The organism is Hyalangium sp. (assembly GCF_035629615.1).
Taxonomy (GTDB): domain Bacteria; phylum Myxococcota; class Myxococcia; order Myxococcales; family Myxococcaceae; genus Hyalangium.
Genome location: NZ_DASPHO010000135.1, coordinates 1 through 22,533, shown reverse-complemented (window position 1 = coordinate 22,533; position 22,533 = coordinate 1). Strand labels below are relative to the sequence as shown.

The following is a 22,533-nucleotide window of genomic DNA, read 5'->3' as shown; positions in this document are numbered from 1 at the left end:
AGAGCGGGACGGCCGGCGCGGGAGGACCCGTCAGCCGACGGCTCAGGATACCCCACATCTCAACCCGTCAGGTAGACCTCTTGCTTACCTACCGAATGAGGCAGTTGCGGGTTGCGAAGCGGCCCAGTGCGTGATCTGGCGTCGGCATGAACAAGGCGAGTGAGAAAGTGCCCGAGTGGCTGAGGCAGTCGGTGGAGCAGGAAGTGGCTCAAGCGGAGCTCGGGGATGCGCGGCGCAATCGGGTGGCGGGCCAGCTGGTGGCTCGGCTTTCGCAGCAGCCAGCGGCCAGCCTGGCCAATGCCTTGGAGGACGAGGCGAGCCTGGAGGCGGCCTACCGGCTGCTCAACAACGAGGCGGTCAGCTGGCAGGACCTGCTGTCGGGCCATCTTCTGGCCACCCGTGAGCGCGCAGGCCTGGTCCAAGAGTGCCTGGCGATTCACGACACCACCGAGTTCGTCTTTCCCGGAGACAGCTACCGAGCGGGACTGGGCCCCACCACGACAAGAGGCCAGGGCTTCTTTCTGCATGCGGCTGTGGCCGTCTCTGCCGACGGGGACCGGATTCCGTTGGGCACGTTGGCAGCCGAGGTCTATACGCGCCCCATTGATTCAAGAGGCGTGCGGGTAGGCCACCAACGTCGGCTCAAGCCGAACCAGGTGAGCAAGCAAGCGCGCCAGGCTGGCAACATCCCCCAGTGGCCCAAGGAATCCAGGCGCTGGATGGAACTGATGGAGCGCATCGAGCAGGCGCGCGCAGGCCGCTTCGAGTGCATCCATGTGATGGACCGCGAAGGCGACATCTACGAGGTGCTCAAGGCCGCCACAGAACTCAACGCGCGGTTCGTGATTCGGGCCTGCCAGGATCGAGCGGTCTTCCACCAGGGGCAGCTGACACACCTGTTCGAATTGGCGCGCGCCCAGCCACCTCAAGCAAGCCGACAGATCGAGCTGTCGGAGCGCTCCGGCAAAGCCCGTTCCTTTGATCCCAAGAGCCACCCTCCCCGCAAGGAGCGCAAGGCGACGGTGGCCTTCAGCTCCACTCGAGCATGCCTGCGCAAGCCCGACTCCAAAGGGCGCACCCCCCAGGGCATTGAGGTCAACCTGGTGCGCGTCTGGGAGCCGGAGCCTCCCCCTGGCGAGCCCGCCGTCGAATGGTTTCTGCTCACCACCGAGCCGATGGAGACCGTCAGTGCTGTCGAGCGGATTGTGGACATCTACCGTGCGCGCTGGCTCATTGAAGAGTTCTTCAAGGCGCTGAAGACCGGCTGCGCCATGGAGCAACGCCAGCACGAGTCCTTCCATGCTCTGGCCAACATCCTCGGGCTGTGCCTGCCCATCGCGTGGCGGCTGCTTCTGCTGCGCGCCCTAGAGCGCACCTGCCCCACTGCTCCGGCCAGCCTGGCTTTCACCCCACGTCAGCTCCTCATCCTCGCTCAACTGGTCAAGAATCTGCCCCGAGCTCCCACGGTTCAGCAGGCCCTGGGCGCCCTCGCGCGCCGTGGTGGCCATCTGAAAAGAAATGGAGCACCCGGTTGGCAGACCCTGTGGCGCGGTTTTCGGGAGTTACAGCTCGTGGAGATCGGCTGGATGCTGGCGGAGAAGAGGCTCTCCAGGAGCCAAAAATTGTGATCTATCCTGAGCAGCCGACGGGAGGACCCGCGCCGAGACGAGGGGCCCGCGACCTGCGTGCCCCTGAGCGCGGGCCCGTGCCCTGGGCTCCCGCGTCACTTGGGCAGGACGCGGGTCACCCAGTGAGTGGAGGGGGCAGTAGCTCCTTAGCGGCGCTGTCCGAAGATGCGCAGCAGGGCGAGGAAGAGATTGATGAAGGCCAGGTACAGCATGAGCGCGCCCACGATGCTCGCAGTGGCGGTGCTGCTGTAGCCCGTGGCTGCGTGCATCTCCCGCAGCTTCTGCGTCTGGTAGGCCGTCAGGCCTGCGAAGACGATGACGCTGGCGCAGGCGATGACGAAGCCCAGCATGTCGCTGCCCATGAAGATGTTCACCACACCGGCAATGAGCACGCCTACCAGACCCATGAAGAGGAAGGAGGCCCAGGCGCTCAGATCCTTCTTCGTGATCGTCCCGTAGAGGCTCATCGCGCCGAATGCGCCGGCCGTCATGAAGAAAGCCTGAGCGATGGAGCCGGAGGTGTAGCGATAGAAGAGGAGGGACAGCGTCAATCCGGTGAGTACTGAGTAGCCGATGAACATCAGAGCGGCTACGGGGCCGGACAGCCTGGGCGCCACCATCGAGAGCACGAAGACGAGGCCCAGCTCCGCGAGGACCAGCGGGAAGTACCAGTTGATGACCACATTCCGCACCGACTCGTTGCTCACGGTGAAGAGCGCCACCATGCCGGTAATCCAGAGGCCGGCGAACATCCAGCCGTACACGCGCGACATGAATGCGCGCCGAGACTCCTGTACGAGGGTGGCATTGGCCGTCTCCGCAGTGGAGGTCTGCCATCCGTTGGTTTCCCAGGCCATGATCGAGCTTTGTCCTTTCCTGCGCCGGGAGCACCCCGGCGCGATGCGCCTCTCTATATAGCGCGAAGCGGGAGGCGCAGCTCACCTCTCTCCCCCCACCTCAGGGGGAGGCCTGACGAGCCTGTCGTACTCCTAGTGGAATTCGCGGTTAGCGAAAGTGGTTGCCGGCCAGGGGGCTCGTCGCGGGCACCTTGGTGGCTGGACTCGGGGCCTTGCGTACGGCGACGCGCGTGCCCTTGTACCAGGGGATGGTGGTCTTCGCGTCCGTGTACGGCGACGTCAGGTGGTTTGCCGTCCCGCGCGGGTGGTACTGGAGGGCGAAGATGAGGCCGGGCTTCGGTGCATCCGTCACGTGCACCTGGAAGTTGCTGCTGCCCTCTTCGTTGTAGACCTCCACCATGTCACCGGCCTTCACGCCGAGCTTCTTCGCATCCTCCGGATGGATCTCGACGTAGGGGAGGGGGACCGCTGCCATCTTCTGGGCAATGTGCTGGTCGTGGTAGCCGGTCTGCCAGATGTGCTGGTTGCGGCCCGTGGTCAGCCAGAAGGTGTACGTCTTCTCCTTGCCGCCCTGGAAGTACTTGGCCACCTCGGCGGGGAAGCCGCTCCAGGGATCGGTGCCGTACCACTTGAACTTGCCATCCGGTGTGCCGAAGCGCTTGCCGTACCGCCGCGGGGTGCCGACCAGCGCCCCCGTGGCCGGGTCCTTGCGAACAGGCGTCTGAATGCCCTTCTGCCCCAGCGAGCGGAGCAGCGCATAGGTCACACCCTTGTAGGTCTCACACGGCAGAGACTCGGCCCCCTTCTCGTCGAGGGTGTTGTCCGGGAACTCCTGTGCGCCCGCCTGGAAGACCTCCTCGTCCGTCTTCCAGCTGAAGCCGGAGAACTGCTTGGCCTGCTCCGCCTTGCCGGCCTTGGTGTAAGCCTCCTCGAGCTTTCGCGCGGTGAGCGCGAGGATCTCCCAGTCCGGCTTGGCCTGGCCCGGCGGATCCATGAAGCGCTCGTACAAGCGCAGCAGCCGGCTGTTGCAGTTGATGGAGGTGAGGTTCATCTCTCCCCACCCGGCGGCGGGCAGGACGAGGTGCGCGTCACGGGCCGTCTCCGTCAGATAGAGATCGGACACCACCATGAATAGCCCGCTCGATGAGGCGAGGGCGGAGAGCACCTGCTCCACGCGCTTGGCGGGGGCGGTGCTCTTGACGGCGGAGGCGATCGCGCGGGTCAGCGCGGAGGTGCGAGCGTTGATGCTCTTGCGGAACTGCTGGGAGCGCGGCGTGGTGAGGTATGGGTTGGTCCCGATGACCCAGTAGAACTTCCCGTTGCCCTCCATGAGGTACTTGTCCACGTTGGGAGGCGGGCGCACGCCCGGGTATCCGGGGCGGACATAGCCTTCCTGGTGGCCTCCCTGGCGCCCGCAGCCCGTGCCCTCGCGCCCGATGTTGCCTCCCAGCACGGCCATCTGGACCAGGGCGGCGATGGTGTCGTAGTTGCGCTGGTTCCAGATCATCCCCTTCTCGTAGATGATCAGGGACCGTCGGCGGAACTTGTCGCTCTTGGGCTTGGCCATCCACTCCGCGGCCTTCTCGATGTCGGCCCGAGGGACACCCGTGATCTTCTCCGCCTCCGCGAGGAAGGCCGCATAGGCCGTCTCGGTCATCAGGGACTTGGCCTGGTAGTCGGCAAACGTCGTGGTGTCGCTGCGCTGATCGATCATGCTGCGATCGGCATAGCCCTTCTCCCAGATGACCCGCGCCACCGCGTTCGTGAGCACGACATCGGTGCCCAGGTTCGGCCGCAGGTGCAGGACGCGCTCGGCGGCGAGCGACTGGGGGATGGCCACGGACGACGTCTTGCGCGGATCGACGACGATCATGCGCATCGGCTCGAGGGGCTCTCCCGCGGAGAACACCTTTTTCTTCTCCGCCTGAGTCTGGGACTGGAAGTTGGGGAGCATGTGCTCGGTGTAGAAGACCGAGGCCGTCTCATAGGAGTTGGCCCCCCACAGCACGAGCGTGTCGCACAGGCGCGCATCCTCGGCCGTGTAGTGCAGCTCGTGCACGCCGCGATCCCGGCTGCCCCAGACCTCGGAGTTGTAGGCGGGCCGGTTGTGGATGGCGACGTTCTTCATCTGCAGGCCCGTGAAGAAGAGCTTGCCGATGGCGTAGTTGTTCTCGAAGCCGCCGCCACCACCCCCGTGATCGGTCGCCTTGGCGCACAGCGCATCCGGGCCGAACTTGTCGGAGACCCCCTGGATGACCCCCGCGAGCACGGCGACCGCCTCCTCCCAGGAGATGGGCACCAGCGCCTTGCCCACGCGCAGCAGCGGGGTCTTCAGGCGCTCGCGAGTCGGCCGCGCACCCGAGTACGTCGTCAGCGCGTTGGTCGCGCCGCGGCTCGAGTGATCCCTCTTCAGGTTGATGGGCGAGTCCGCCGCGGGGACGATGGCCACGTTCATGTGCTGGCCGTTCGCGCTCTGGATGAGCGCGTGCATGCTCTCGGTGTAGCAGAGGCCCTCCAGCGCGACCTGGGGCTGCGAGAGATCGACGCCGAAGGCGTTCTTCTCCGGGCTCAGCCCGCCAGACTTGCCTACGGGCCAGGTGTAGACGACATAGCCGCAGCCCACCGTGCAGTACTGGCAGACGGTGTTCTGGGCCTTCGCGTCTTTGGGAGGAATGGGAAGTGAATCGCGCCGCTCGTAGACGGACATGGGGCTTGCTCGCTCTGTAGGGCTGAGGAACGGGGAGGGAAGCTAGGACTTGTTCTCGATGCGGCCCCAGATGAGTCCGTCGATCCCCTCTGCGAGGATGTCACCGGCCTCATCGATCCGCAGCCGGATCTGGGGCAGGTACTCGGTGGCGAGCCCCTGGTAGCACTGCCCGTTCACGGCGGGATCGAACTGGGAGAAGTGGCACGGACACACGAAGCGGCTCTCCTGGAACTTCACCGGACAGCCCATGTGAGTGCAGAGGCTGGAGAAGGCGACGATGTCCTTGTCCTTGCCGACTCCTCCCTGCGCCGGACGCCCCAGCTTCACGAGGTAGGAGGGGGCATTGTCATCCGGATACGAGAAGGAGAGGGGCTCTCCCGTCTTGAGGTCCGACGCCTTCGCGATCTTGGTGACGGGGTACTTCCGCTCTGTGAGCTGCGCCAGCGCGGTCCGCGAGATGCCGGTGGCCGTGGTCGTCACTGCGGCCACGGTGATGAACTCCCTGCGATTGAAGCTCATGATGGATACTCCCCTGGGAGGGGCCCGAGCCGAGCGGCCTCTAACAGGGGATTATTCCGCGAAGTCGGTCCTGTCTGGCAACCGGCACCCACGCTTGACAAACGCTGCGGGTGCGCTCACCCGAGCCAGTGGGGCAGGTTGAAGAAGAGGCCGAGCCCCAGGCCAAAGTTGAAGTGACCGTAGAGGCTCGTCTTGAGCGGCTTCATGTGAGGAGGCCCCTTCTTCCCCATGACGCCGAACCCGTAGGACGGGAAGAGGACGAACCAGGCGAAGACGCTCGTGAAGACCCCATAGATGATCGCAAAGACGATGTTCGTGACAGGCAGGCCTGTGGCCTGGGCCAGCAGCACGAAGAACACCGCCAGCGTCCCACCGATCAGGTAGTGGGTGAGCTCGCCGATGACGAGCTCCCCCTTGGCGGCCGGCGCCTTGCGGATGTCCGCCAGGAGGAACTCCCCGCGCACCAGGCGAGTGACCCACCGGCCCAGCATCGAGGGCCTGAACTGCGCGACCAGCTCCAACTTCGCACCCAGGAAGTTCAGCAGGTCCATCAGGAGGGTGGCGCACATCCCCACCACGAAGGCTTTGATCAGCGCACCGGAATCCATGGGCTCATCCTCTTTCACAGTCCGCAGGCTGTCACTGCGAATCATATGAAGAAACTTGATTGCGACGAGCGAAGAAGCATGGCAAAATTCCAGCTTCCACGATTTTCCATTCCTTGGGAGGGGATGACATGAAGAAGAGCGGTATGGCGCTTGCAGTGGGTCTGGCTCTTGGGTTCCTCATGGGCATGACGGGAGGGCCCCGGGTGGCGCAGGCTGCCGAGAAGAAGGGTGAGACCCCTCGTCCCGCAGCTTGCTGCGCGTCCGCAGGCAACGGCTGCTGCGCGGGCTAGGCAGCCCAGCGCTGGTGCAGCGGCTGTTGGCAAGCACCTGACGGCCGCTGCGGTTTCTGTGTGAGCTTTCCCTCGAGGGCGGCAGGTCCGAGAGAATATGCAAGGCGACACCGAAGAGCCGAATACCTGTTGTGGAAGCGACTTGATCTCGCCGGCCGTGGCGGCCGTTGAGGTGTCGCAGGCGAGTCGCTTCTTCAAGGCGCTCGGTGATGAGATGCGCCTGCGCATCATCGCCCTCCTCTCGCACGGAGAGCTGTGCGTCTGTCACATCGAGGAAACCCTGGGGCTGGCGCAGTCCAACGTCAGCCACCACCTGTCTGTCCTCCGTCAAGCGGGGGTGGTTGAGCCCCATCGAAGTGGGAAGTGGGTGTATTACCGGCTGGTGCCCCAGGTGGATGAGGTCCGCCGGGAGCAGCTCCGCGCGCTTACCGCCATCTATCGACGGTACGATGGGCTGACCAAGGAAGTAGAGCGGCTCCTGCGATCGCGGGGAGCCATCTCGTGCCGGACTCCCCCAGAGGACATTCCTCCACTGGTGGGATGAGCACGGGAGATAACTCGTAGCTCGACGCTCTTGGGCCTGCCCTCGGCGCCTGGCGTGTCTGCGCTGGAGCAGTTGCCTTGCGGTGCCACGCATTGGCCGCAGGCCCTTCTTTTTTTTGGGTGAGGCCCTCATGAAAACGGTCATCTTTGCCTGTGTCCACAATGCTGGGCGCTCACAAATGGCAGCAGCCTTCTTCAACACGCTGTCTGACCCGCAGAAGGCGCGTGGGGTGTCGGCCGGCACGCAGCCTGGCCCGCGCATCCACCCGGAGGTGCAAGCCGTCATGACAGAGGTCGGAATCGATCTGTCGGGCGCGCAGCCCAAGCTGCTCACGGATGAGCTGGCAGAAGGGGCCCACTGGTTGATCACCATGGGCTGCGGCGATGCCTGTCCCTATGTGCCGGGACTCAAGCGGGACGACTGGCCGCTCGAGGATCCCAAGGGCAAGTCGTTGGAGCGGGTCCGCCAGATCCGCGACGACGTCCGCGCTCGTGTCGTGAAGCTCATTGCTCAGGAGGGGTGGGCCCCGTAGCGCAAGATCGCGACGAGGCCCAGCTCGCTCAGCCCTGAGAGGGCTGAGCGGTGATCCACCTGGACTGCAGGGACTACAGCTGCTTGTAGGCGAGGTAGAAGTCCACGAACTCGTAGGGCTCCGTCTCCCGCTTCTTGAGCGTCTCGGCGTTCAGCGGCGGGACGACGATGACCTTGTCCCCCGGCCTCCAGTTCGCCGGCGTCACGACACCCTTCTCGGTGGTGGTCTGGATGGCATCCACCAGCCGGATCACCTCCTCGATGTTCCGCCCGTTGGTCAGCGGGTAGTAGATGAGCGCGCGGACCGTGCGCTTGGGGTCGATGATGAAGAGCGCCCGCACGGTGGCGGTGCTGTGGGCGTTCGGGTGGAGCATGCCGTACTTCGCAGCCACGGTGCCGTTGTCCGCGATCAGCGGGAAGGGCAGCTCGACGCCCATCTTGTCCTTGATGTTCTTCAGCCAGGCCATGTGGGAGTGGATCGAGTCGATCGACAGGCCCAGGAGCTTGACGTTGCGCTTGGTGAACTCGTCCTGGCGCTTGGCGAACGCGCTCATCTCCGTGGCGCAGATGGGGGTGAAGTCCGCCGGGTGCGAGAAGAGGATCACCCAGTGGTTGTCCTGCCAGGCGCTGAACTTGATCTCGCCGTGCGTGGTGTTGGCCGTGAAATCGGGAGCCAGCTCCCCGATGCGGGGCAGGCTGGTCGTGGTCTCTGGTGTCACAACAGATGACATCTAGCTTCTCCAGGTGAGGGTGGGTTCTCTCGCTTGCAAGGACGCAGGCGACTCTACAGCGTGACTGCTCAACGGAAAGGGACTTTCAACGGCTCTGCTCAGGCCGGCTTCTGCTTGCTCTTCTCGAACTCTTCGACCTTGCGGCGGACTTCCACCATGTCGATGCCCTGCGCCTGCTTGATCAGATCCTCGAGGGCCGCGGCAGGGATGGCGCCGGGCTTGGAGTAGAGCATCACCCCGTCACGGAAGAGCATCAGCGTGGGGATGGAGCGGACAGCAAAGCGCTTCGAGAGGGCCTGCTGATCCTCGGTGTTGATCTTCCCGAAGACCATGTCCTTGTACTTCTCGGACGCGCTCTCGAAGACGGGAGCGAAGACCCGGCAAGGCCCGCACCAGGTGGCCCACCAGTCGAGCAGCACAATCCCGCTGCGCTTGGTGATCTCTTCAAAATTTGCCTCAGCGACCTCGATAGTTGCCATCGTTTCTTCCTGTGTTCGGACTACGCCAATGACGCTGGAGTGAAGTTCATGACCCGGCTGTACGCCTCGGCTTGAGGCTCTGGGGAAGCCGTCAATCCGGGACATATGCAGAGATCTTGATGGGAGGTTCTTATTAGCGTGGATGGATTGGCGCGATCAACGGAACCGTCGAGGCCCGTGGAACTTTCCCCAGTGGATTCAAAGGGGAAAGGGCGCTCCAAGCGGCTGATTCAGCTCCAGGCGGAATTTTCGCGCACTGGAGAAATCTGCCTGCCAGTTCACTCGAGCTGCAGTCCGCAGTCGCTGCACGCGCCGTTGACGAGCGGGGCGGCGGTGCCACAAGCAGGGCAGGGGGGCTCCTCGTTCTCCGCGCGGTAGGCGCTCAAGGGCTGGAGCGGCAGCCCCTCACGCTCCATGCTCTCCAGCCAGCTCTGCTGGAGCAGGCCCGTCACCTGGGGTGCGTCCTCTTTGCGGACGAGGATCTGGAACTTGGGAGCGCAGCCCGGGCTGGGGCAGGCTTCGCGGTGCATCAGGGCGGGCACACCCGCGGCCAGGCACGACTGCATCAGTGAGCGGGCGTCCCGGATCGGGGCCTCGTAACAGGCCACGAGGTCGGCATCCCTCAGTGTCTTCTCAGCCTCTTGCTCTGTCATGGGGCTCAAGTGAAGCGCACCGGGGCCATGGCTGTCCAGGATGACTTCCTGGCTCGCGCTCCGCCCCACCGCACGAGCCCAGGCGCGCGGTATAACCTGCTCCCCATCGTGCACCTTCTCTCCTCGCGAGGTCCCTCCTCATGGCACAGCCCTCCTCGTTGACCCCCTACCTGTTCTTCACGGGCAAAGGCGGGGTAGGCAAGACGTCGCTTGCCTGCGCGACGGCCATTCGCGCGGCCGACGCGGGCAAGCGCGTGCTGCTCATCAGCACGGACCCTGCCTCCAACCTCGACGAGATGCTGGGGGTAGCCCTCTCGCGCCAGCCCACACCCGTTCCAGGAGTCGCGGGGCTGATGGCGCTCAACATCGATCCGGAGGCCTCTGCCGAGGCGTATCGGGAGCGAGCCCTCGCGCCCTACCTCGGCAAGGCCCCCGAAGCCGAGGTGGAGAAGATCCGTGAGGAGCTGTCCGGCGCCTGCACCATCGAGGTCGCCGCCTTCGACGAGTTCTCGGGGCTGCTCGATGAGACGTGGCGCCAGCAGTTCGACCATGTCGTGTTCGACACCGCCCCCTCGGGCCATACGCTGCGGCTGCTCAGCCTGCCGCGGGCCTGGACCGACTTCCTCGATCACAACCCCCGGGGGGCCTCGTGCCTCGGACCGCACTCGGGGATGGCGATGCAGCGTGATCGCTTCGCCGCAGCCCTCGTGGCCCTCACCGATCCCCGCATGACGACGGTCGTCCTCGTCACCCGGCCGGAGCGCTCGGCGATCCGGGAGGCGGAGCGGACCTCCAGCGAGCTGCATGCCCTGGGGCTGAGCCACCAGCGCCTGATCCTCAACGGGACCTTCCAGGCGACGGATCGCTCGGATCCCATCGCCGTGGCCATCGAGGAGCGAGGCCGGCGCGCGCTCGCCGGGATGGAGCCCGCGCTGCGCGCGCTGCCGACCGAGGAGGTGCCGCTCAAGACCTTCAACATGCTCGGTATCGAGCGGCTCCGGGCCCTGCTGGCTCCCTCGCAGCCAGCTCCCAGCCCGGACCTGGAGGCGCTGCCGCCGCTCCCCGCGGGCTCGCTCTCGGGGCTCGTGGACGAGCTCTCCGCGCCCGGCTCCGGCTTCATCCTCGTCATGGGCAAGGGGGGGGTGGGGAAGACGACGATCGCCTGCGCCATCGCTGCGGAGCTTGCCGCTCGAGGCCACCGCGTCCATTTGAGCACCACGGATCCAGCGGCCCATGTCGCCGGCACCCTCGAGGGCACCCTCCCCAACCTGGAAGTCAGCCGGATCGATCCCAGCGCTGAGACTCAGGCGTACACCGAGAAGATCTTGAGCCGGAAGGGCAAGGATCTCGACGAGGAGGGCCGCGCCCTCCTCCGAGAGGATCTGGCCTCCCCTTGTACCGAGGAGGTGGCCATCTTCCACGCGTTCTCACATCTCGTGGCGCAGGCGCGCTCCAAGTTCGTGGTGCTCGACACGGCTCCCACCGGCCACACGCTGATGCTGCTCGATGCCACCGGCGCCTACCACCGGCAGATGACGCGTGAGCTGAAGTCCGCGGGCGCCAGGTTGATCACGCCCTTCATGCGGCTGCGCGATCCGGCCTACACCCGGATTCTCCTGGTCTCCCTCCCCGAGACGACGCCCGTCTCAGAGGCCGCGCACCTCCAGAAGGATCTGCGGCGCGCGGGGATCGAGCCCTGGGCGTGGCTGATCAACAACAGCCTGCTCGTCAGCGGGAGCAGGGATCCCCTCCTGCGCGCGCGGATGAGGGCCGAGGCCGAGCAGGTGGCCCGGGTGAAGCGCGACCATGCCCAGCGCGTGGCGCTGATCCCATGGGTCCCCGAGGAGCCCGTGGGGGTGGAGCGGCTCCGCGCGCTGGTGGCCCAGGCTGCCCCCGAGGCCGGCACACCCACTCCGGATCCTGCCCCGGCGCTTGCTCACTCGCCTCGCGTGTAGCCGGTGGCCAGCGGGGGCCGCGCCGGAGGCTTCGTCCTTCCGAGGTCATGCTGGACTCGCGGGTGCGGCGCTGTCTCACCTTGCGAGAGGCGCAATCCACGTACGTGGGTAATTCCGTGGAAGCGCACGACGGGGTAGAACAGGGGCATGCTTCTTCCGGGTGCCCCCCTCACCGGCCTGTTCGTGCTCGCGCTTGCGCTGGCGGCCCCTGCCGCTCGTGCCCAGGAAGGGCAGGGGAAGATGGAGCTGGATCTCTCCGACTCTGCCCCGAAGCAGGAAGGGCAGGGGAAGATGGAGCTGGATCTCTCCGACTCCGCCCCGAAGCAGGAGGGGAAGATGGAGCTGGATCTCACCGACTCCGCTCCGAAAATGGGGCCCTCTGGCGAGTTCAGCATGGACCTGACCAGCGAGCTCACCAAAGCGGAGCTGCTGCCGCGCGTGGTGCTGATGGGACTGGACATGCCGCAGCGCTCAGGCACCGCGATCGCCACCAAGTGGCTGAAGCGGCTCTACGCCGCCATCCGGACCAATGAGCAGTGGGTGCTGAGTGCCCCGCCGAAAGAGGTGCGCGAGAAGCTGGGCGGAGGCTACTCGGCAGCGCTGCGCTGCCAGGAGTCCTCATGCCTGGCGGAGTCCGCCGAGACGCTCGAAGCGGACATGCTCGTCACCGCGCGCCTGACGCTGGAGGACAAGGCGTGGACGCTGCGGCTGTGGACGTACGATCCAGACCACGGCAGGGTGGAGATGGATGTGCTCACAGGGCGCTCGCCGCGGGATCTGAAGTTCCAGAAGGCGGGCGCGAGGCTGCTGGCCCGGCGGATCAAGGGACTGGCCCGGCCCCGCTCGATCCTCAAGGTGTTCGTCAACGTCCCGCAGGCGGTGGTGCGTCTGGGGGAGAGGACGCTGGGCGTGGGCAGCATCGAGGCCCGCGTGGCGCCGGGCGAGGCGAACCTCACCGTGGACGCGGACGAGTACTCCTCCTTCACGAAGACGATCACCCTGAGCCCGGGCGAGAGGAACTCGGTGGAGGTGTACCTCGAGTCGTCGGGCCCGGCGCCTGAAGGTCCCTCTGACATCGAGGTGGCGCGGCGAGGGGCCTCCCTGCCCGCCATCTTCAGCCGACCGGCGCTCTATACGGCGGTGGTGGGAGTGTTGGCGGTAGGCGCGGGCTTCATCGTCCGCCAGCAGGCCCGGGAGATCGCCAACCGCGCCGAGGACGCGGACGGCGACGGTATCGCGGACATCACCCGGCGCGAGCGCCTGGAAGGGCGGGACAAGGCCAACCTCTCCACGGCGCTGGTAGCAGGGGGCACTGCGGTGGCAGGTGGCAGTGCGCTGTGGATCTACCTCATGCCTGTGCAGGGCGAAGCTCCGAGGGCCGCTCCTGGCGTGGCCTCCGGCGGCGCCAGCGGCAGCTCCACCGCGCTCCATCTCTTCCTGGGAGGAACCTTCTGAACCGGACCGTCATGCCCCCTCTCTCCCGAGTGCCCTCACTCCTTCGCTCGTCCGCAGCGGGTGCTCCCGGGCTGCTGCTGCTCCTGAGCCTCACCACGCAAGGGGGCTGTACCCGCGCGGCGACGGAGCCGGCGGTGAAGAAGCAGGAGACGCCCGTGGCGGTGCCTCAGGCGACAGGGGCTGCCTTGGCCCCGGCGTCCGAAGGGGCGGCGATGTATGCCCGCTACTGCGCGCTCTGCCACGCGGCCGACGGCTCGGGCTATGCGGCGGACAACGCCAACTCCCTGCGGGCCGAGAGCTTCCTGGCCACCGCCTCCGACGAGTTCCTCCGGTGGGGCATCGCCTATGGCCGGCCTGGCACGCCCATGGCCGCCTTCAGCCGCGAGCAAGGCGGCCCGCTCGGTCCCGCCGAGATCACCACCCTGATTGCCTACCTGCGCAACCTGCGCCCCGTCCCCCGGCTGGCCCTGGAAGAGCAGCGGGTGGAGGGGAGCTCCGAGGCCGGGCAGCGTGTCTACGCGGAGCACTGCGCCTCATGCCACGGCAGCAAGGGGGAGGGCGGCAAGGCCGTGAGCTTGAGCAATCCGGTGTTCCTGGCCACCGCCAGCGACGGCTTCATCCGCCATGCGATCGCCCAGGGCCGCAGCGGCACGCCCATGAAGGCCTACGCGGGGAGCCTCGCGGCGGAGCAGCTGAACGATGTGACAGCCTATATCCGGAGCTGGGCGCGCACCCTCCAGCTCCCGGGGCCGGTGGCCGAGCTGCCTCCCGCTCCGACCCAGCTGGTGATCAACCCCGAGGGGCCCGCTCCGCGCTTCTCACCGCTGCGTGAGGGCCGGTTCGTCCCTGCCGATGAGGTGAAGGCCGCGCTGCAGGCCGGCGCGCGCATGGTGCTGCTCGACGCGCGCCCCACCTCCGACTGGCTCAAGTCCCACATCCCAGGGGCACTGCCCGTCCCCTTCTATGATCCGAAGAAGATGATCGAGACGCTCCCGCGGGATGGGACGTGGATCATCTCCTACTGCGCCTGCCCCCATGCCGCCTCGGGGAAGGTGATGGACACGCTGCGCGCGCAGGGCTTCAGCAACACGGCGGTGCTCGACGAGGGCGTCCTCGTGTGGGCCACTCGCGGCTACCCGATGACGCTGGGCCGGACCGAGCCCTGAGCTCCGCCGGCTGATCAGAACCCGTACTGCAGCGCGGCGTACGCGTTGGAGTTGTTCTGCAGCTGGTTGAGGAAGGTGTGGTCGTCGACGCCGAGGAAGAAGTTTCCGCCCACCGCCAGGGAGCAGCAGTCCGCGACCTTGTAGCTGACGCTGGGGTTCAGGTACCCATCCTTGTCGCTGGGGCTGTACACCGCGAGCAGCGAGGCCCTCATGCTCTGGCGGAACAGCATCTTGCTGACGCGCAGCGTGAGCAGGTGGCGGAACTCGTCCCGGGCCGGAGCGCCCTCTTGCAGCGTGCTCAGGTAGGCGGCGTAGTGCGGCAGGTACTCCACGTAGTACTGCGCCCAGAAGTTCAAGTCCGTGGCGATCGCGGGCAGCTGGCGCTCATAGCCCACCACCGCGCGAGCCTCGCTGTTGCTGATCAGGGGGTTGTCGCCGGTCTTGTCCTCGAGCGAGTGGTAGTAGGCCGCCTCGGCGCTGGCGATGCCACCGAAGAACCCGGTTCGGTAGCTCGCGCCAAACACGTTGAGCCGGGGGAAGATCGCCTTGCCCGCCTCCGGGTCGAAGCCGCCAGGGCTCTTCCAATAGCCACGGTAGCCGTAGGCCGCGAGCTCCGCGCTCCCCACGTTGAGCGAGAACCGCGCGTGCATCTCGTTGTCGATGAACCACTCGTCCAGGGGCGTCACCTGGGCAATCGCATTCTGGCCCGCGAGCTGCCCCATGTTGCCGTTGTAGTAGGACAGGCGCCTGCCGGTGATGAACCGATCGGGGTTGAAGCGGGGAACGTAGATGAAGTCGAGGTTGCCCAGGGGCGTGAACCAGCTCGTCTTCACCGCGTCCGAGGGCGCCTTGAGGTAGGGGATGTCACGCCCCGTGAAGAACGCCTCGAAGTCCTTGGGGAACAGATCGTTCAGGAAGATGAAGTCCGCCGTGCCCCAGGTGAGGGCTTGCCGTCCGATCTTGACGTCGAGGAAGTCGAGCGGGGTGAAGCCCAGGCTGGCGTCGCGCAGATCGATCGGGCCCTGGCCGTAGCGGAGATCCACCTCGTCTCCGGTCTCGACCTGGTCCAGCAGGAAATCACTGGTGACCTTGAGGATGACCTCCGAGAGCTCCTGCTCGATGCTGAGCTGCAGGCGCACCTCGGAGAGGATCGATCGTTCCTCAAAAGGGTCGTCCTGGACGCGCACGCCATTGCGCAGGTCGACGAACCCGCTCAAGCCGAGCGTCTCGAGCAGGCTCGACTCTTCCTCCTCCTCCTCGAAGGTGACATCGTCGTCACTGATGGGCAGGCCGCCACCGGGAGTGCTGCTGTCCAGCCCCGGGGTGAGCGCCAGATCCTCATCTCCGCCATCATCGGCGCTGTCGCCCAGGCCTGCGGGAAGCTCCGCGTCCTCGCCGTCGCCGGCATCGCTGTCGCCCAGGCCCGCGGGGAGCGCCACGTCACTCCCGCCCGTCCGAGGGCTGTCGCCCAGGCCCGCGGGGAGCGGCACGTCACCCCCGCCCGTTCGAGGGCTGTCGCCCAGGCCCGGGGGAAGTGCCACCTCGCCACTGCCGGACGAGCCACCTGGGGAGCCGCTGCCGAGCCCCGGGGGAAGTGCCACCTCACCAGTGCCCGGCTTTGTGTTCCCAGGCTGAGTGCCCGTGTCCACCATCTCGCCGCTGTCGTCACCCGCCTCCGGATCCTCCAGATCCTCAGGGCCCGAGGGATCGTCCGCCGGATCCGTGCCGAGTGGAGCCTCCGGATCCAGGTCCTCCTCCTCTACGGGAGGAGGCTTGACCGGCTTCTTGACCGTCTTCGTGCCCGGCTTCTTGATCGTCTTCGTGCCCGGCTTCTTGACCGTCTTCGTGCCCGGCTTCTTGACCGTCTTCGTGCCCGGCTTCTTGGGCTTCTTGCCTTTACCCCGGGGCTGGGACGTCTCGGTCCCCGCCTCGGTGCCTGCTTCGGTTCCTGCTTCGCTCTGGGCCTGGGCCACGCCGCCCCAGGCCCCGAACGTCAGGGCGACCACGAGCACTACCACCTGCCAGACAGCACGCCCTGGGGGTGCGAATCCTACTTGGGCGCCAGTGCTCGGGGTCGTCATCTCTCTCTCTTAGCGGCTAGGAAGGGCCGCGGCTCACTGCAGGTACTGCTTCGGCGGGTTCCGGAGGTACCGCTCGCTGAAGATATCCTGAGGAATGCCGACGTTGTACTTGACCTTGCTCATGGTGACCTGGGTGTATCCACCGGTGGTCAGATCCTTCATCACCTGCACCATGGTCGTCGGGAAGCCCTGGATGGTCTCCACCTTCTCCGCCTTGTACTCGCGGTACGCCTTGCCCTGCTTGTCGTAGAACTCGGCCTTCACGATAACGAAGGTCTTCTTGTGGACCCACATCTTGTAGGACGCGAACTCGACGTCCTTTGGTTCCTTGGGGGTGTTCTTGATCACGTAGAACTGGTCCGTGGTCTCCGCCAGCTCGTGCGTGTCAGCCCCGATGTGGCGGCCGGAGATGTCCTCGTAGAGGAAGTTCGAGCCCACGAAGCTGGTGCGCTTGTCCGCGGAGGCGATGCGCTTGACCAGATCGAGCGCCGGCAGGTACAGCCACCGGTCATCGTCCGCGCCCACCTTCTTCCACACCAGGAACCCGGTCTTGTTCACGTCGGCGGGGCGGGTGAAGTACACGTAGTAGCGCTGGTTGCCGCAGTAGTTGGCGCGCTTGGCCTCGGGGACGGAGTCCGGCGTCGGGTCGTTGATCCGCATCATCGAGAACTCGCGGGTCTGCTTGCGGCCCTGACCATCGACGATGGTCATGGTCATCTCGCCGCGCGCATCGTTCCCAGGGCAGTAGCCCGTGTGGTTGACCTTCTCGATGATCTCATCGATGGACGGCGCGCCCTGCGCCTGGGCCTGCGGGCTCCACAGGCTTACGGTGAGGGTGAGGACAGCGCCGAACGTTCCAGCGGTATGGATGGCTTTCATAAGGATGATTCACCTCTGACTGCGTGAGAGAAAACGGCGGCCCACGTCATGTGTGCCGCCGCCTTGCTTCAGGCCCAGGCCACCTCAGTGGATGGCCCGGGAATGGCTCCCGGCCGATCAGACCGAGGGCGACACTTCGACCTTGGCATCAGGCGAGCGCATGCGCATCACGACATAGGTCACGATGGTCACAACCACGGCGATCGCCGCGCCAAGCCCGGTGAGCTCCTGCGCGGTCAGGTCGGTGTACGAGGCCAGGGTGAGGGCGATGGTCCCACCCACCGAGATGCCCGTGGAGCCGGCCAGCCCCCACCGGGTACCGCCATGGCCCGCCATGATCCGCGGGCTGAAGAGCCACTTTTCCAGCACGCGCACCAGCGCGGGCATGAGGAGGAGGGTGGACACGCCGGAGACCAGCAGGATCGACGCCAGGAGCATGCCGACCGTGTTGTACGGGGTGAGGGGCGCCAGGAGCAGGGGGGTGAACCCCAGGGCCACCACGATGATGTTGCGCGTGATGGCGCGCGCCGGCTCACCGAAGATGGCGGCGTTGGCCGCCTCCCACGAGCCGTACTGCGCCCGGTAGGCCTGCGCCCGCGCCAGGAAGTGGATCGCGAAGTCGACTGCCAGGCCGAGTGCCAGGGACGAGAGCACCGCCACCGGCATGTCGTAGGCCTTACCGACCAGACCCACCACACCGTAGATGGCCACGATGGTCAGCGTGAGGGGCAGCATCGACAAGAAGCCCCACAGCGCGGAGCGGAGCATCCACGCCATCATCAGGAAGACGATGAAGAAGCTGCCGAGGAATGCCTGAAGCATGCCGACGACCATCTTGTCCTGCCAGATCACGTTGAGGTACGTGAGGCCGAACCACTCGGTCTTGAGGTTGTGCGGCGGCGGGTTGGCCGCCGTGAACGCCGCCATGGCATGGATCAGCTCCGACATGTCCTTGTTGTCACCGCTCTTGAGCTGAATCCAGATGCTCGTGCTGCGGTAGTCCGGCGTGACGAAGTGCCACAGATCATGGGGCCGGTGGCCCGTCTGGAAGGTGAGCAGCGTCTGCGCCACGGCTCCAGAGTTGTCCGGAATGCGGAACTGGGCCTGCTCTCCGAGCAGGAGATCGCGGTGGACCGTCTTGACCATGTCCGCCAGGGAGTTGGACTTGCCCACGACGTTGGTCTTGAGCATGTGCGCTTGCAGCTGCTCGATGTACCGCAGGACCACGGGATCCTTCATGACTTCGCTCTTCTGCAGCTCCGTGTCCAGGAACAGCCCGACGTGCTCCCAGGTCGGATCTCCGCTCTGCGCGGCCTTGTCCTTGACCTGCTTGGCCAGATCCTCCAGCGCCGCCGTGCGCGACTGAGCACGCTCGGCCGCCGGCGCCGCCAGGGCCTGCAGGTCCGCGAAGGCCTGCACCACCTGCGGGCTCTCGGCCTTGAGCGCCTCGGCGCGCTGCTGCCCCTGCGCGGTGAGATCGGCCAGGAACTTCTTGGAATCGTACTTCTCGTCGCGAGCGCTGAGTGCGAAGAAGGCCTCGTGCGTGCCGCCGAAGTGCTGGTTCAGCACCTCGTCCGCGACGCGGATCGGGTGATCCTCACCGAACCACTTGATGGGGTTGTCATTGACCACGAGCTTGGTGAGCCCATACCCGGCCACGGCCAGCACCACGAGCGAGAGCGCCAGGATCAGCTTGGCCTGGCTGTAGGTGGCCCTGCCCGTCCAGTGGAGCAGGCGTGGCAGCAGCCCCGTCCCACCCTCCTGCTGGCCCGCTGCCGCGTGGACAGCTCCGAACTTCTCGAGCTTCGCCGGGTTGATCATCATGATGTAGGCCGGCATGAACGTCACCGTGGCCAGCCATGCCGCCATCACGCCAATGGCCACGAAGGCGCCGAACACCTGCACGGGCGGGATCGGCGTGAAGATCAGCGACCCGAAGCCGGCCGCGGTGGTGAGCGAGGTGAACAACATGGGCGTGAACAACTCGTCCATCACGACCTTGATCGTCTTCTCCCGGTCCCGGGTCTTCTGGTAGCGGTCATAGAACTCGCTGAGGATGTGCACCGCATCCAGCACCGAGATCGGCATGATGAAGATCGGAATCAAGCTGTTCAGCACGTGGACCGGGTAGCCACAGATGATCAGCATGCCCATCGTCACCATGACGGCCACGTTGGCGATGATCATCGGCGCCAGCACGAGGTTGAGCTTGCGGAAGAAGATCAGCAGCAGGAAGAAGAGCATCATCATCGACACAGGGCCGGAGATGCCCATCTGCATGAACATCTCCACCCCGAAGACGTCCTCGGCCATGGGCAGGCCGGTGATCATGTACTTCTCCTTGGCGTTCAGCTCTTTGATCTTCCCGAGCAGCTCGTTGTAGACCCTGTGGCTGACGTGCTTGCTGGTGAGGGGGAGGAAGATCATGATGGACTTCCGGTCCTCCGAGACCATCGTGCCGTTCAGGAAGGGCAGGCGCGCGGCCCGCTCTCCAATGGCCCGGGCCTCCTCGGCCGTCTTCGGGGCCTCCTTCATCAGCCAGCTGAAGGTGACGACCCCGAGGCCGCCCTGCTCCATGTTGTCCACCATGGAGGGCGCGATCATGTCGGCCTCGATGATGCCGTGCTGCTTGCCGTCCTCTTCCCAGCGCAGGTTCCGGGCGAAGTCGGTCAGCTTGAGGATGTTGGCGAGCGTCTCCGGGTTGAACACCCCGTCCGGATGCTCCTCGTTGACCACGCCCACCACGGCCATCTCAGGGAGGTTGAACTGCTTCTTCATGTCCCGGTGGGTGACGCGAACAGGCTCGTCATACGAGAGCATGTTCTCCGGATCCGTATCCACGATCATCTTGTTGAGGAACGGGATGTCCACGAAGTTTGGAATCGCGGCGATGGCCGAGATACCGAACATGCTCAAGACCATCACCCAGGTGATGAGCTTGGGGCGGCGAAGAGAGACGTCAATCGACCAATCTTTGAAACTCATCCTGGCTTCCAGTCCTGTTGTCAGAGGGGGTTTTCACTACAGAGCTACAGAGCCGCTGTGCGAGCCGGGCTCGAACATCACGGGGGAGCTTCATTGCCGCTGCAGGGCTCACTGCAGACCACGCCGTGCTCGTCCGCCAGCTCCATGGCGGATCTCAGCCGAGCCAGCGCGTGAGCGATGGGGTCCAGCTCCGCTTCAGGCAAGAGCGAGACGAGGTGGTTCACATAAGCCGTTGAGCGCGAGTGGAGCGCTCGGGCCTCTTGCTGCCCGGTCTCCGTGAGGTGGATCAGCACACGCCGTCTGTCGCGCGTGTCGTGGATGCGCATGATGAAGCCACTGCGCTCCAGCCCATCAATGCACCGGCTCATCGCGCTGGTGGTGTTCCCGGCCAGCTCGGCCAGCGCGGAGACCTCCTTCTCTCCATCGAGGATCTCCTGCAGGATCAGCGCTTGGGGTACGCTCAAGGAGGTGCTGCATGCCTGATCCCGCTTGAACGCTCCGACCAGGCGGATGATGGCGAAGAGATTGTCAGCGAAACGCTCCTGGTCCGAGGACCCGAAGGGCTTCACCTCGCTGGGCTGTTCAAGGCTCACTCCAGCACTTCCTTCCCCACACTACGCACAGCGCTCAGGCCACTCGAGATCCAGTGTGGAGGCGGGGGCTCAGGCCTCCATGTGTTCACTGGAAAGCGCGACGCTTATATGGCGAAGATTGTTGCAGGATGCAACTACCAGGGGATGAATTCATTGCAGGGCTCAAGTAATTGAGCCCCTCATCCTGTGATTAACCCAGTAGAATCCGTAGTTTACAAAGGGGAGGTGCTCAGCGCCGCCTTCGGGGCGGGACCGAAGCGCAGCAGCAGATATCCCACCACCGCCGACAGCAGCGAGCCCAGGAGGATGCCCAGCTTGGCCTCGGCCAGCAGCTGCGGCTCGCCCGGAAACGCCAGCGTCGCCACGAAGATGGCCACCGTGAAGCCGATGCCCGCCACCACCGCCACCCCATGCAGCTGCGCGGCGGAGGCCCCTCCCGGCATGGGCGACACCCCTGTCTTCACCGCCACCCAGGTGAACAGGAAGATGCCCACCTGCTTGCCCACGAACAGCCCCACGATGATGCCCAGCGGCAGCGGCTTGGCCAGATCCGCCAGTGACATGCCCGCCAGCGAGATGCCCGAGTTGGCCAGCGCGAACAGCGGGACGATTCCGAACGCCACCCAGCCATGCCACAGGTGCACGAAGCGGTTGAGCGGCGGCTCGATGTCCTCCAACTGCTCTTCGATATAGAGGATCTGCGCGCTGCGCACCGCCTCGTCCTCGGGCTCCTTCAGCGTCCGGGAGATGTAGGAGGCCAGCTCGTTGAGCACCTCGCGGCCCCGGCGCACGGGAAGCGTCGGGATGAACATGCCCAGCACCACGCCGGACAGCGTGGCGTGGATCCCGCCGTGGTGCATGGTGTACCAGAGCGCTGCTCCCAGCAGCAGGTAGAAGATGCCGTTGCGCACGTAGAAGCGGTTGCACACCGCCAGTGCCACCACCACGCCCCCCGCAGCCAGCAGCCACTCCCCATGCACCCCCGTCCCGTAGAACAGGGCGATCACGATAATGCCGCCAATGTCGTCGAAGATGGCCAGCGCCGTGAGGAACACCACCAGCGCGTGCGACACCCGGCCCCGCAGCAGCGTCAGGCACCCGATGGAGAAGGCGATGTCCGTGGCCATGGGGATGGCCCAGCCCGCCGCCGCCGGCGTGCCCGCGTTGAAGATCAGATAGAGGCCCGCGGGCACCAGCATGCCCCCCATCGCCGCGATCAGCGGCAACATCGCCCGCGCCGGGGTGCGCAGCTCCCCCGCGGCCAGCTCGCGCTTGATCTCCATCCCCACCAGGAAGAAGAACAGCGTCATCAGCCCATCGTTGACGAACTCCCGGAAGGTGAAGGCGCCGCGCCCCCCAGCCCCCTCCAACGCCAGCGGGGCATCGAAGAGACTCGTGTAGCTGGAGGCCCACGGGGAGTTGGCCCACACCATGGCCACCACGGCAGACAGGGCCAGGAGGATGCCGCTGCTGGCCTCCAGCCGGAAGAAGGCCTGGAGCGGCGCGATGGCAACCTTGAAGAGGGCAGGGACGGGGGGCGGGGGACGAGGCTCCATGCGGCGTAGGGTGCCTGCTTGAGCGTCAGCCGTGAAGTAATTCCTTTTTCAAGGCTGGGCGCGGAGTAGGAGCGCTTCAGCGGGCCAGGAGCCGGCACTCGCAGGAGGCGGCGTCTTCCTTCCCGTTACCCGCAGAGACGCGGCCCTCTCCCTATTGCAGGCAGAGGGCCGCGCTTCCTTTCATTCACCGGTTCTCATGCCACGGGCGCCTACTCCACCCGCCGCACCAAGGGCAGCTTCCCCGTCAGCACCTCGCCCAGCTGGCTCACCTGCTCCACGGGGACGCCCTTGAAGTCCAGCACCGCCTTGCCCTTCT

General features: G+C 65.9%; 18 protein-coding genes. 6 read left to right on the top strand and 12 right to left on the bottom strand.

Features of this window, described 5'->3' with window-relative positions; translation table 11 throughout:
• Nucleotides 1–146 precede the first annotated feature (146 nt).
• A complete protein-coding gene (locus VD972_RS06680; protein ID WP_324982441.1) occupies nt 147–1,628 on the top strand; it encodes an IS4 family transposase in 1,482 nt (493 codons plus the stop codon).
• Between the two features lie 146 nt (nt 1,629–1,774).
• Here the strand turns inward: VD972_RS06680 and VD972_RS06675 are convergent, their stop codons facing one another.
• From VD972_RS06675 to VD972_RS06660, 4 genes are all read right to left on the bottom strand, one after another.
• Nucleotides 1,775–2,401, bottom strand: a complete 627-nt coding sequence (locus tag VD972_RS06675; protein WP_324982438.1) for a Bax inhibitor-1/YccA family protein — start codon at nt 2,399–2,401, stop codon at nt 1,775–1,777.
• A 232-nt stretch (nt 2,402–2,633) separates the two neighbouring features.
• On the bottom strand, nt 2,634–5,192 hold the full coding sequence (locus VD972_RS06670) for an arsenate reductase (azurin) large subunit (protein ID WP_324982435.1): 2,559 nt from the start codon (nt 5,190–5,192) through the stop codon (nt 2,634–2,636).
• A 42-nt stretch (nt 5,193–5,234) separates the two neighbouring features.
• Complete coding sequence (locus tag VD972_RS06665; protein WP_324982432.1) at nt 5,235–5,711, bottom strand: arsenate reductase (azurin) small subunit; 477 nt, start codon at nt 5,709–5,711, stop codon at nt 5,235–5,237.
• A gap of 116 nt (nt 5,712–5,827) precedes the next feature.
• Nucleotides 5,828–6,319: a DUF2938 family protein gene (locus tag VD972_RS06660; protein ID WP_324982431.1), complete on the bottom strand. Its 492-nt coding sequence runs from the start codon at nt 6,317–6,319 to the stop codon at nt 5,828–5,830.
• A 432-nt stretch (nt 6,320–6,751) separates the two neighbouring features.
• On the opposite strand from VD972_RS06660, the gene VD972_RS06655 reads away from it, so the two are divergent.
• Together VD972_RS06655 and VD972_RS06650 are read left to right on the top strand one after the other, a co-directional pair.
• On the top strand, nt 6,752–7,153 hold the full coding sequence (locus tag VD972_RS06655; protein ID WP_324982428.1) for a metalloregulator ArsR/SmtB family transcription factor: 402 nt from the start codon (nt 6,752–6,754) through the stop codon (nt 7,151–7,153).
• A gap of 130 nt (nt 7,154–7,283) precedes the next feature.
• Nucleotides 7,284–7,685 (top strand): arsenate reductase ArsC, encoded by a 402-nt coding sequence (locus tag VD972_RS06650; RefSeq protein ID WP_324982424.1) that lies wholly within the window; start codon nt 7,284–7,286, stop codon nt 7,683–7,685.
• A 73-nt stretch (nt 7,686–7,758) separates the two neighbouring features.
• On the opposite strand, the gene VD972_RS06645 is transcribed toward VD972_RS06650, so the two are convergent.
• From VD972_RS06645 to VD972_RS06635, 3 genes are all read right to left on the bottom strand, one after another.
• A complete protein-coding gene (locus VD972_RS06645) occupies nt 7,759–8,415 on the bottom strand; it encodes a peroxiredoxin (RefSeq protein WP_324982421.1) in 657 nt (218 codons plus the stop codon).
• 98 nt (nt 8,416–8,513) lie between these two features.
• On the bottom strand, nt 8,514–8,894 hold the full coding sequence (gene trxA / locus VD972_RS06640) for a thioredoxin (protein WP_324982417.1): 381 nt from the start codon (nt 8,892–8,894) through the stop codon (nt 8,514–8,516).
• Nucleotides 8,895–9,172: 278 nt separating this feature from the next.
• Complete coding sequence (locus tag VD972_RS06635) at nt 9,173–9,547, bottom strand: hypothetical protein (RefSeq protein ID WP_324982414.1); 375 nt, start codon at nt 9,545–9,547, stop codon at nt 9,173–9,175.
• Between the two features lie 140 nt (nt 9,548–9,687).
• Here VD972_RS06635 and arsA point away from each other — a divergent pair, with 140 nt between their 5' ends.
• From arsA to VD972_RS06620, 3 genes are all read left to right on the top strand, one after another.
• Entirely contained in the window at nt 9,688–11,502 is a 1,815-nt protein-coding gene (gene arsA, locus VD972_RS06630) for an arsenical pump-driving ATPase (RefSeq protein WP_324982411.1), read from the top strand.
• A 147-nt stretch (nt 11,503–11,649) separates the two neighbouring features.
• The gene (locus VD972_RS06625; protein WP_324982408.1) at nt 11,650–12,957 is read left to right on the top strand and encodes a hypothetical protein; all 1,308 of its coding nucleotides are present in this window, start codon (nt 11,650–11,652) and stop codon (nt 12,955–12,957) included.
• A gap of 11 nt (nt 12,958–12,968) precedes the next feature.
• Nucleotides 12,969–14,123 carry a c-type cytochrome gene (locus tag VD972_RS06620; RefSeq protein ID WP_324982406.1) on the top strand — a complete coding sequence of 385 codons (1,155 nt, stop codon included), beginning with the start codon at nt 12,969–12,971 and terminating at the stop codon, nt 14,121–14,123.
• A gap of 14 nt (nt 14,124–14,137) precedes the next feature.
• Here VD972_RS06620 and VD972_RS06615 read toward each other — a convergent pair whose 3' ends face one another.
• The 5 genes from VD972_RS06615 to nhaA form a co-directional block, all read right to left on the bottom strand.
• A complete protein-coding gene (locus VD972_RS06615; protein ID WP_324982403.1) occupies nt 14,138–16,129 on the bottom strand; it encodes a hypothetical protein in 1,992 nt (663 codons plus the stop codon).
• 108 nt (nt 16,130–16,237) lie between these two features.
• A complete protein-coding gene (locus tag VD972_RS06610) occupies nt 16,238–17,083 on the bottom strand; it encodes an outer membrane lipoprotein-sorting protein (RefSeq protein WP_324982400.1) in 846 nt (281 codons plus the stop codon).
• Between the two features lie 117 nt (nt 17,084–17,200).
• Entirely contained in the window at nt 17,201–20,068 is a 2,868-nt protein-coding gene (locus VD972_RS06605; RefSeq protein WP_324982397.1) for an efflux RND transporter permease subunit, read from the bottom strand.
• Between the two features lie 77 nt (nt 20,069–20,145).
• The gene (locus VD972_RS06600) at nt 20,146–20,661 is read right to left on the bottom strand and encodes a MarR family winged helix-turn-helix transcriptional regulator (RefSeq protein ID WP_324982394.1); all 516 of its coding nucleotides are present in this window, start codon (nt 20,659–20,661) and stop codon (nt 20,146–20,148) included.
• Nucleotides 20,662–20,873: 212 nt separating this feature from the next.
• Nucleotides 20,874–22,217: a Na+/H+ antiporter NhaA gene (gene nhaA, locus VD972_RS06595; protein ID WP_324982390.1), complete on the bottom strand. Its 1,344-nt coding sequence runs from the start codon at nt 22,215–22,217 to the stop codon at nt 20,874–20,876.
• Nucleotides 22,218–22,533: the final 316 nt, after the last annotated feature.

Coding starts and splice junctions, on each gene's coding strand:
- VD972_RS06635 (WP_324982414.1), bottom strand. CDS start 9,547: ATGACAGAGCAAGAGGCTGAGAAGACACTGAGGGATGCCGACCTCGTG.
- nhaA (WP_324982390.1), bottom strand. CDS start 22,217: ATGGAGCCTCGTCCCCCGCCCCCCGTCCCTGCCCTCTTCAAGGTTGCC.
- arsA (WP_324982411.1), top strand. CDS start 9,688: ATGGCACAGCCCTCCTCGTTGACCCCCTACCTGTTCTTCACGGGCAAA.
- VD972_RS06665 (WP_324982432.1), bottom strand. CDS start 5,711: ATGAGCTTCAATCGCAGGGAGTTCATCACCGTGGCCGCAGTGACGACC.
- VD972_RS06620 (WP_324982406.1), top strand. CDS start 12,969: ATGCCCCCTCTCTCCCGAGTGCCCTCACTCCTTCGCTCGTCCGCAGCG.
- VD972_RS06645 (WP_324982421.1), bottom strand. CDS start 8,415: ATGTCATCTGTTGTGACACCAGAGACCACGACCAGCCTGCCCCGCATC.
- VD972_RS06670 (WP_324982435.1), bottom strand. CDS start 5,192: ATGTCCGTCTACGAGCGGCGCGATTCACTTCCCATTCCTCCCAAAGAC.
- VD972_RS06660 (WP_324982431.1), bottom strand. CDS start 6,319: ATGGATTCCGGTGCGCTGATCAAAGCCTTCGTGGTGGGGATGTGCGCC.
- VD972_RS06680 (WP_324982441.1), top strand. CDS start 147: ATGAACAAGGCGAGTGAGAAAGTGCCCGAGTGGCTGAGGCAGTCGGTG.
- VD972_RS06650 (WP_324982424.1), top strand. CDS start 7,284: ATGAAAACGGTCATCTTTGCCTGTGTCCACAATGCTGGGCGCTCACAA.
- trxA (WP_324982417.1), bottom strand. CDS start 8,894: ATGGCAACTATCGAGGTCGCTGAGGCAAATTTTGAAGAGATCACCAAG.
- VD972_RS06675 (WP_324982438.1), bottom strand. CDS start 2,401: ATGTCGCGCGTGTACGGCTGGATGTTCGCCGGCCTCTGGATTACCGGC.
- VD972_RS06625 (WP_324982408.1), top strand. CDS start 11,650: ATGCTTCTTCCGGGTGCCCCCCTCACCGGCCTGTTCGTGCTCGCGCTT.
- VD972_RS06605 (WP_324982397.1), bottom strand. CDS start 20,068: ATGAGTTTCAAAGATTGGTCGATTGACGTCTCTCTTCGCCGCCCCAAG.
- VD972_RS06610 (WP_324982400.1), bottom strand. CDS start 17,083: ATGAAAGCCATCCATACCGCTGGAACGTTCGGCGCTGTCCTCACCCTC.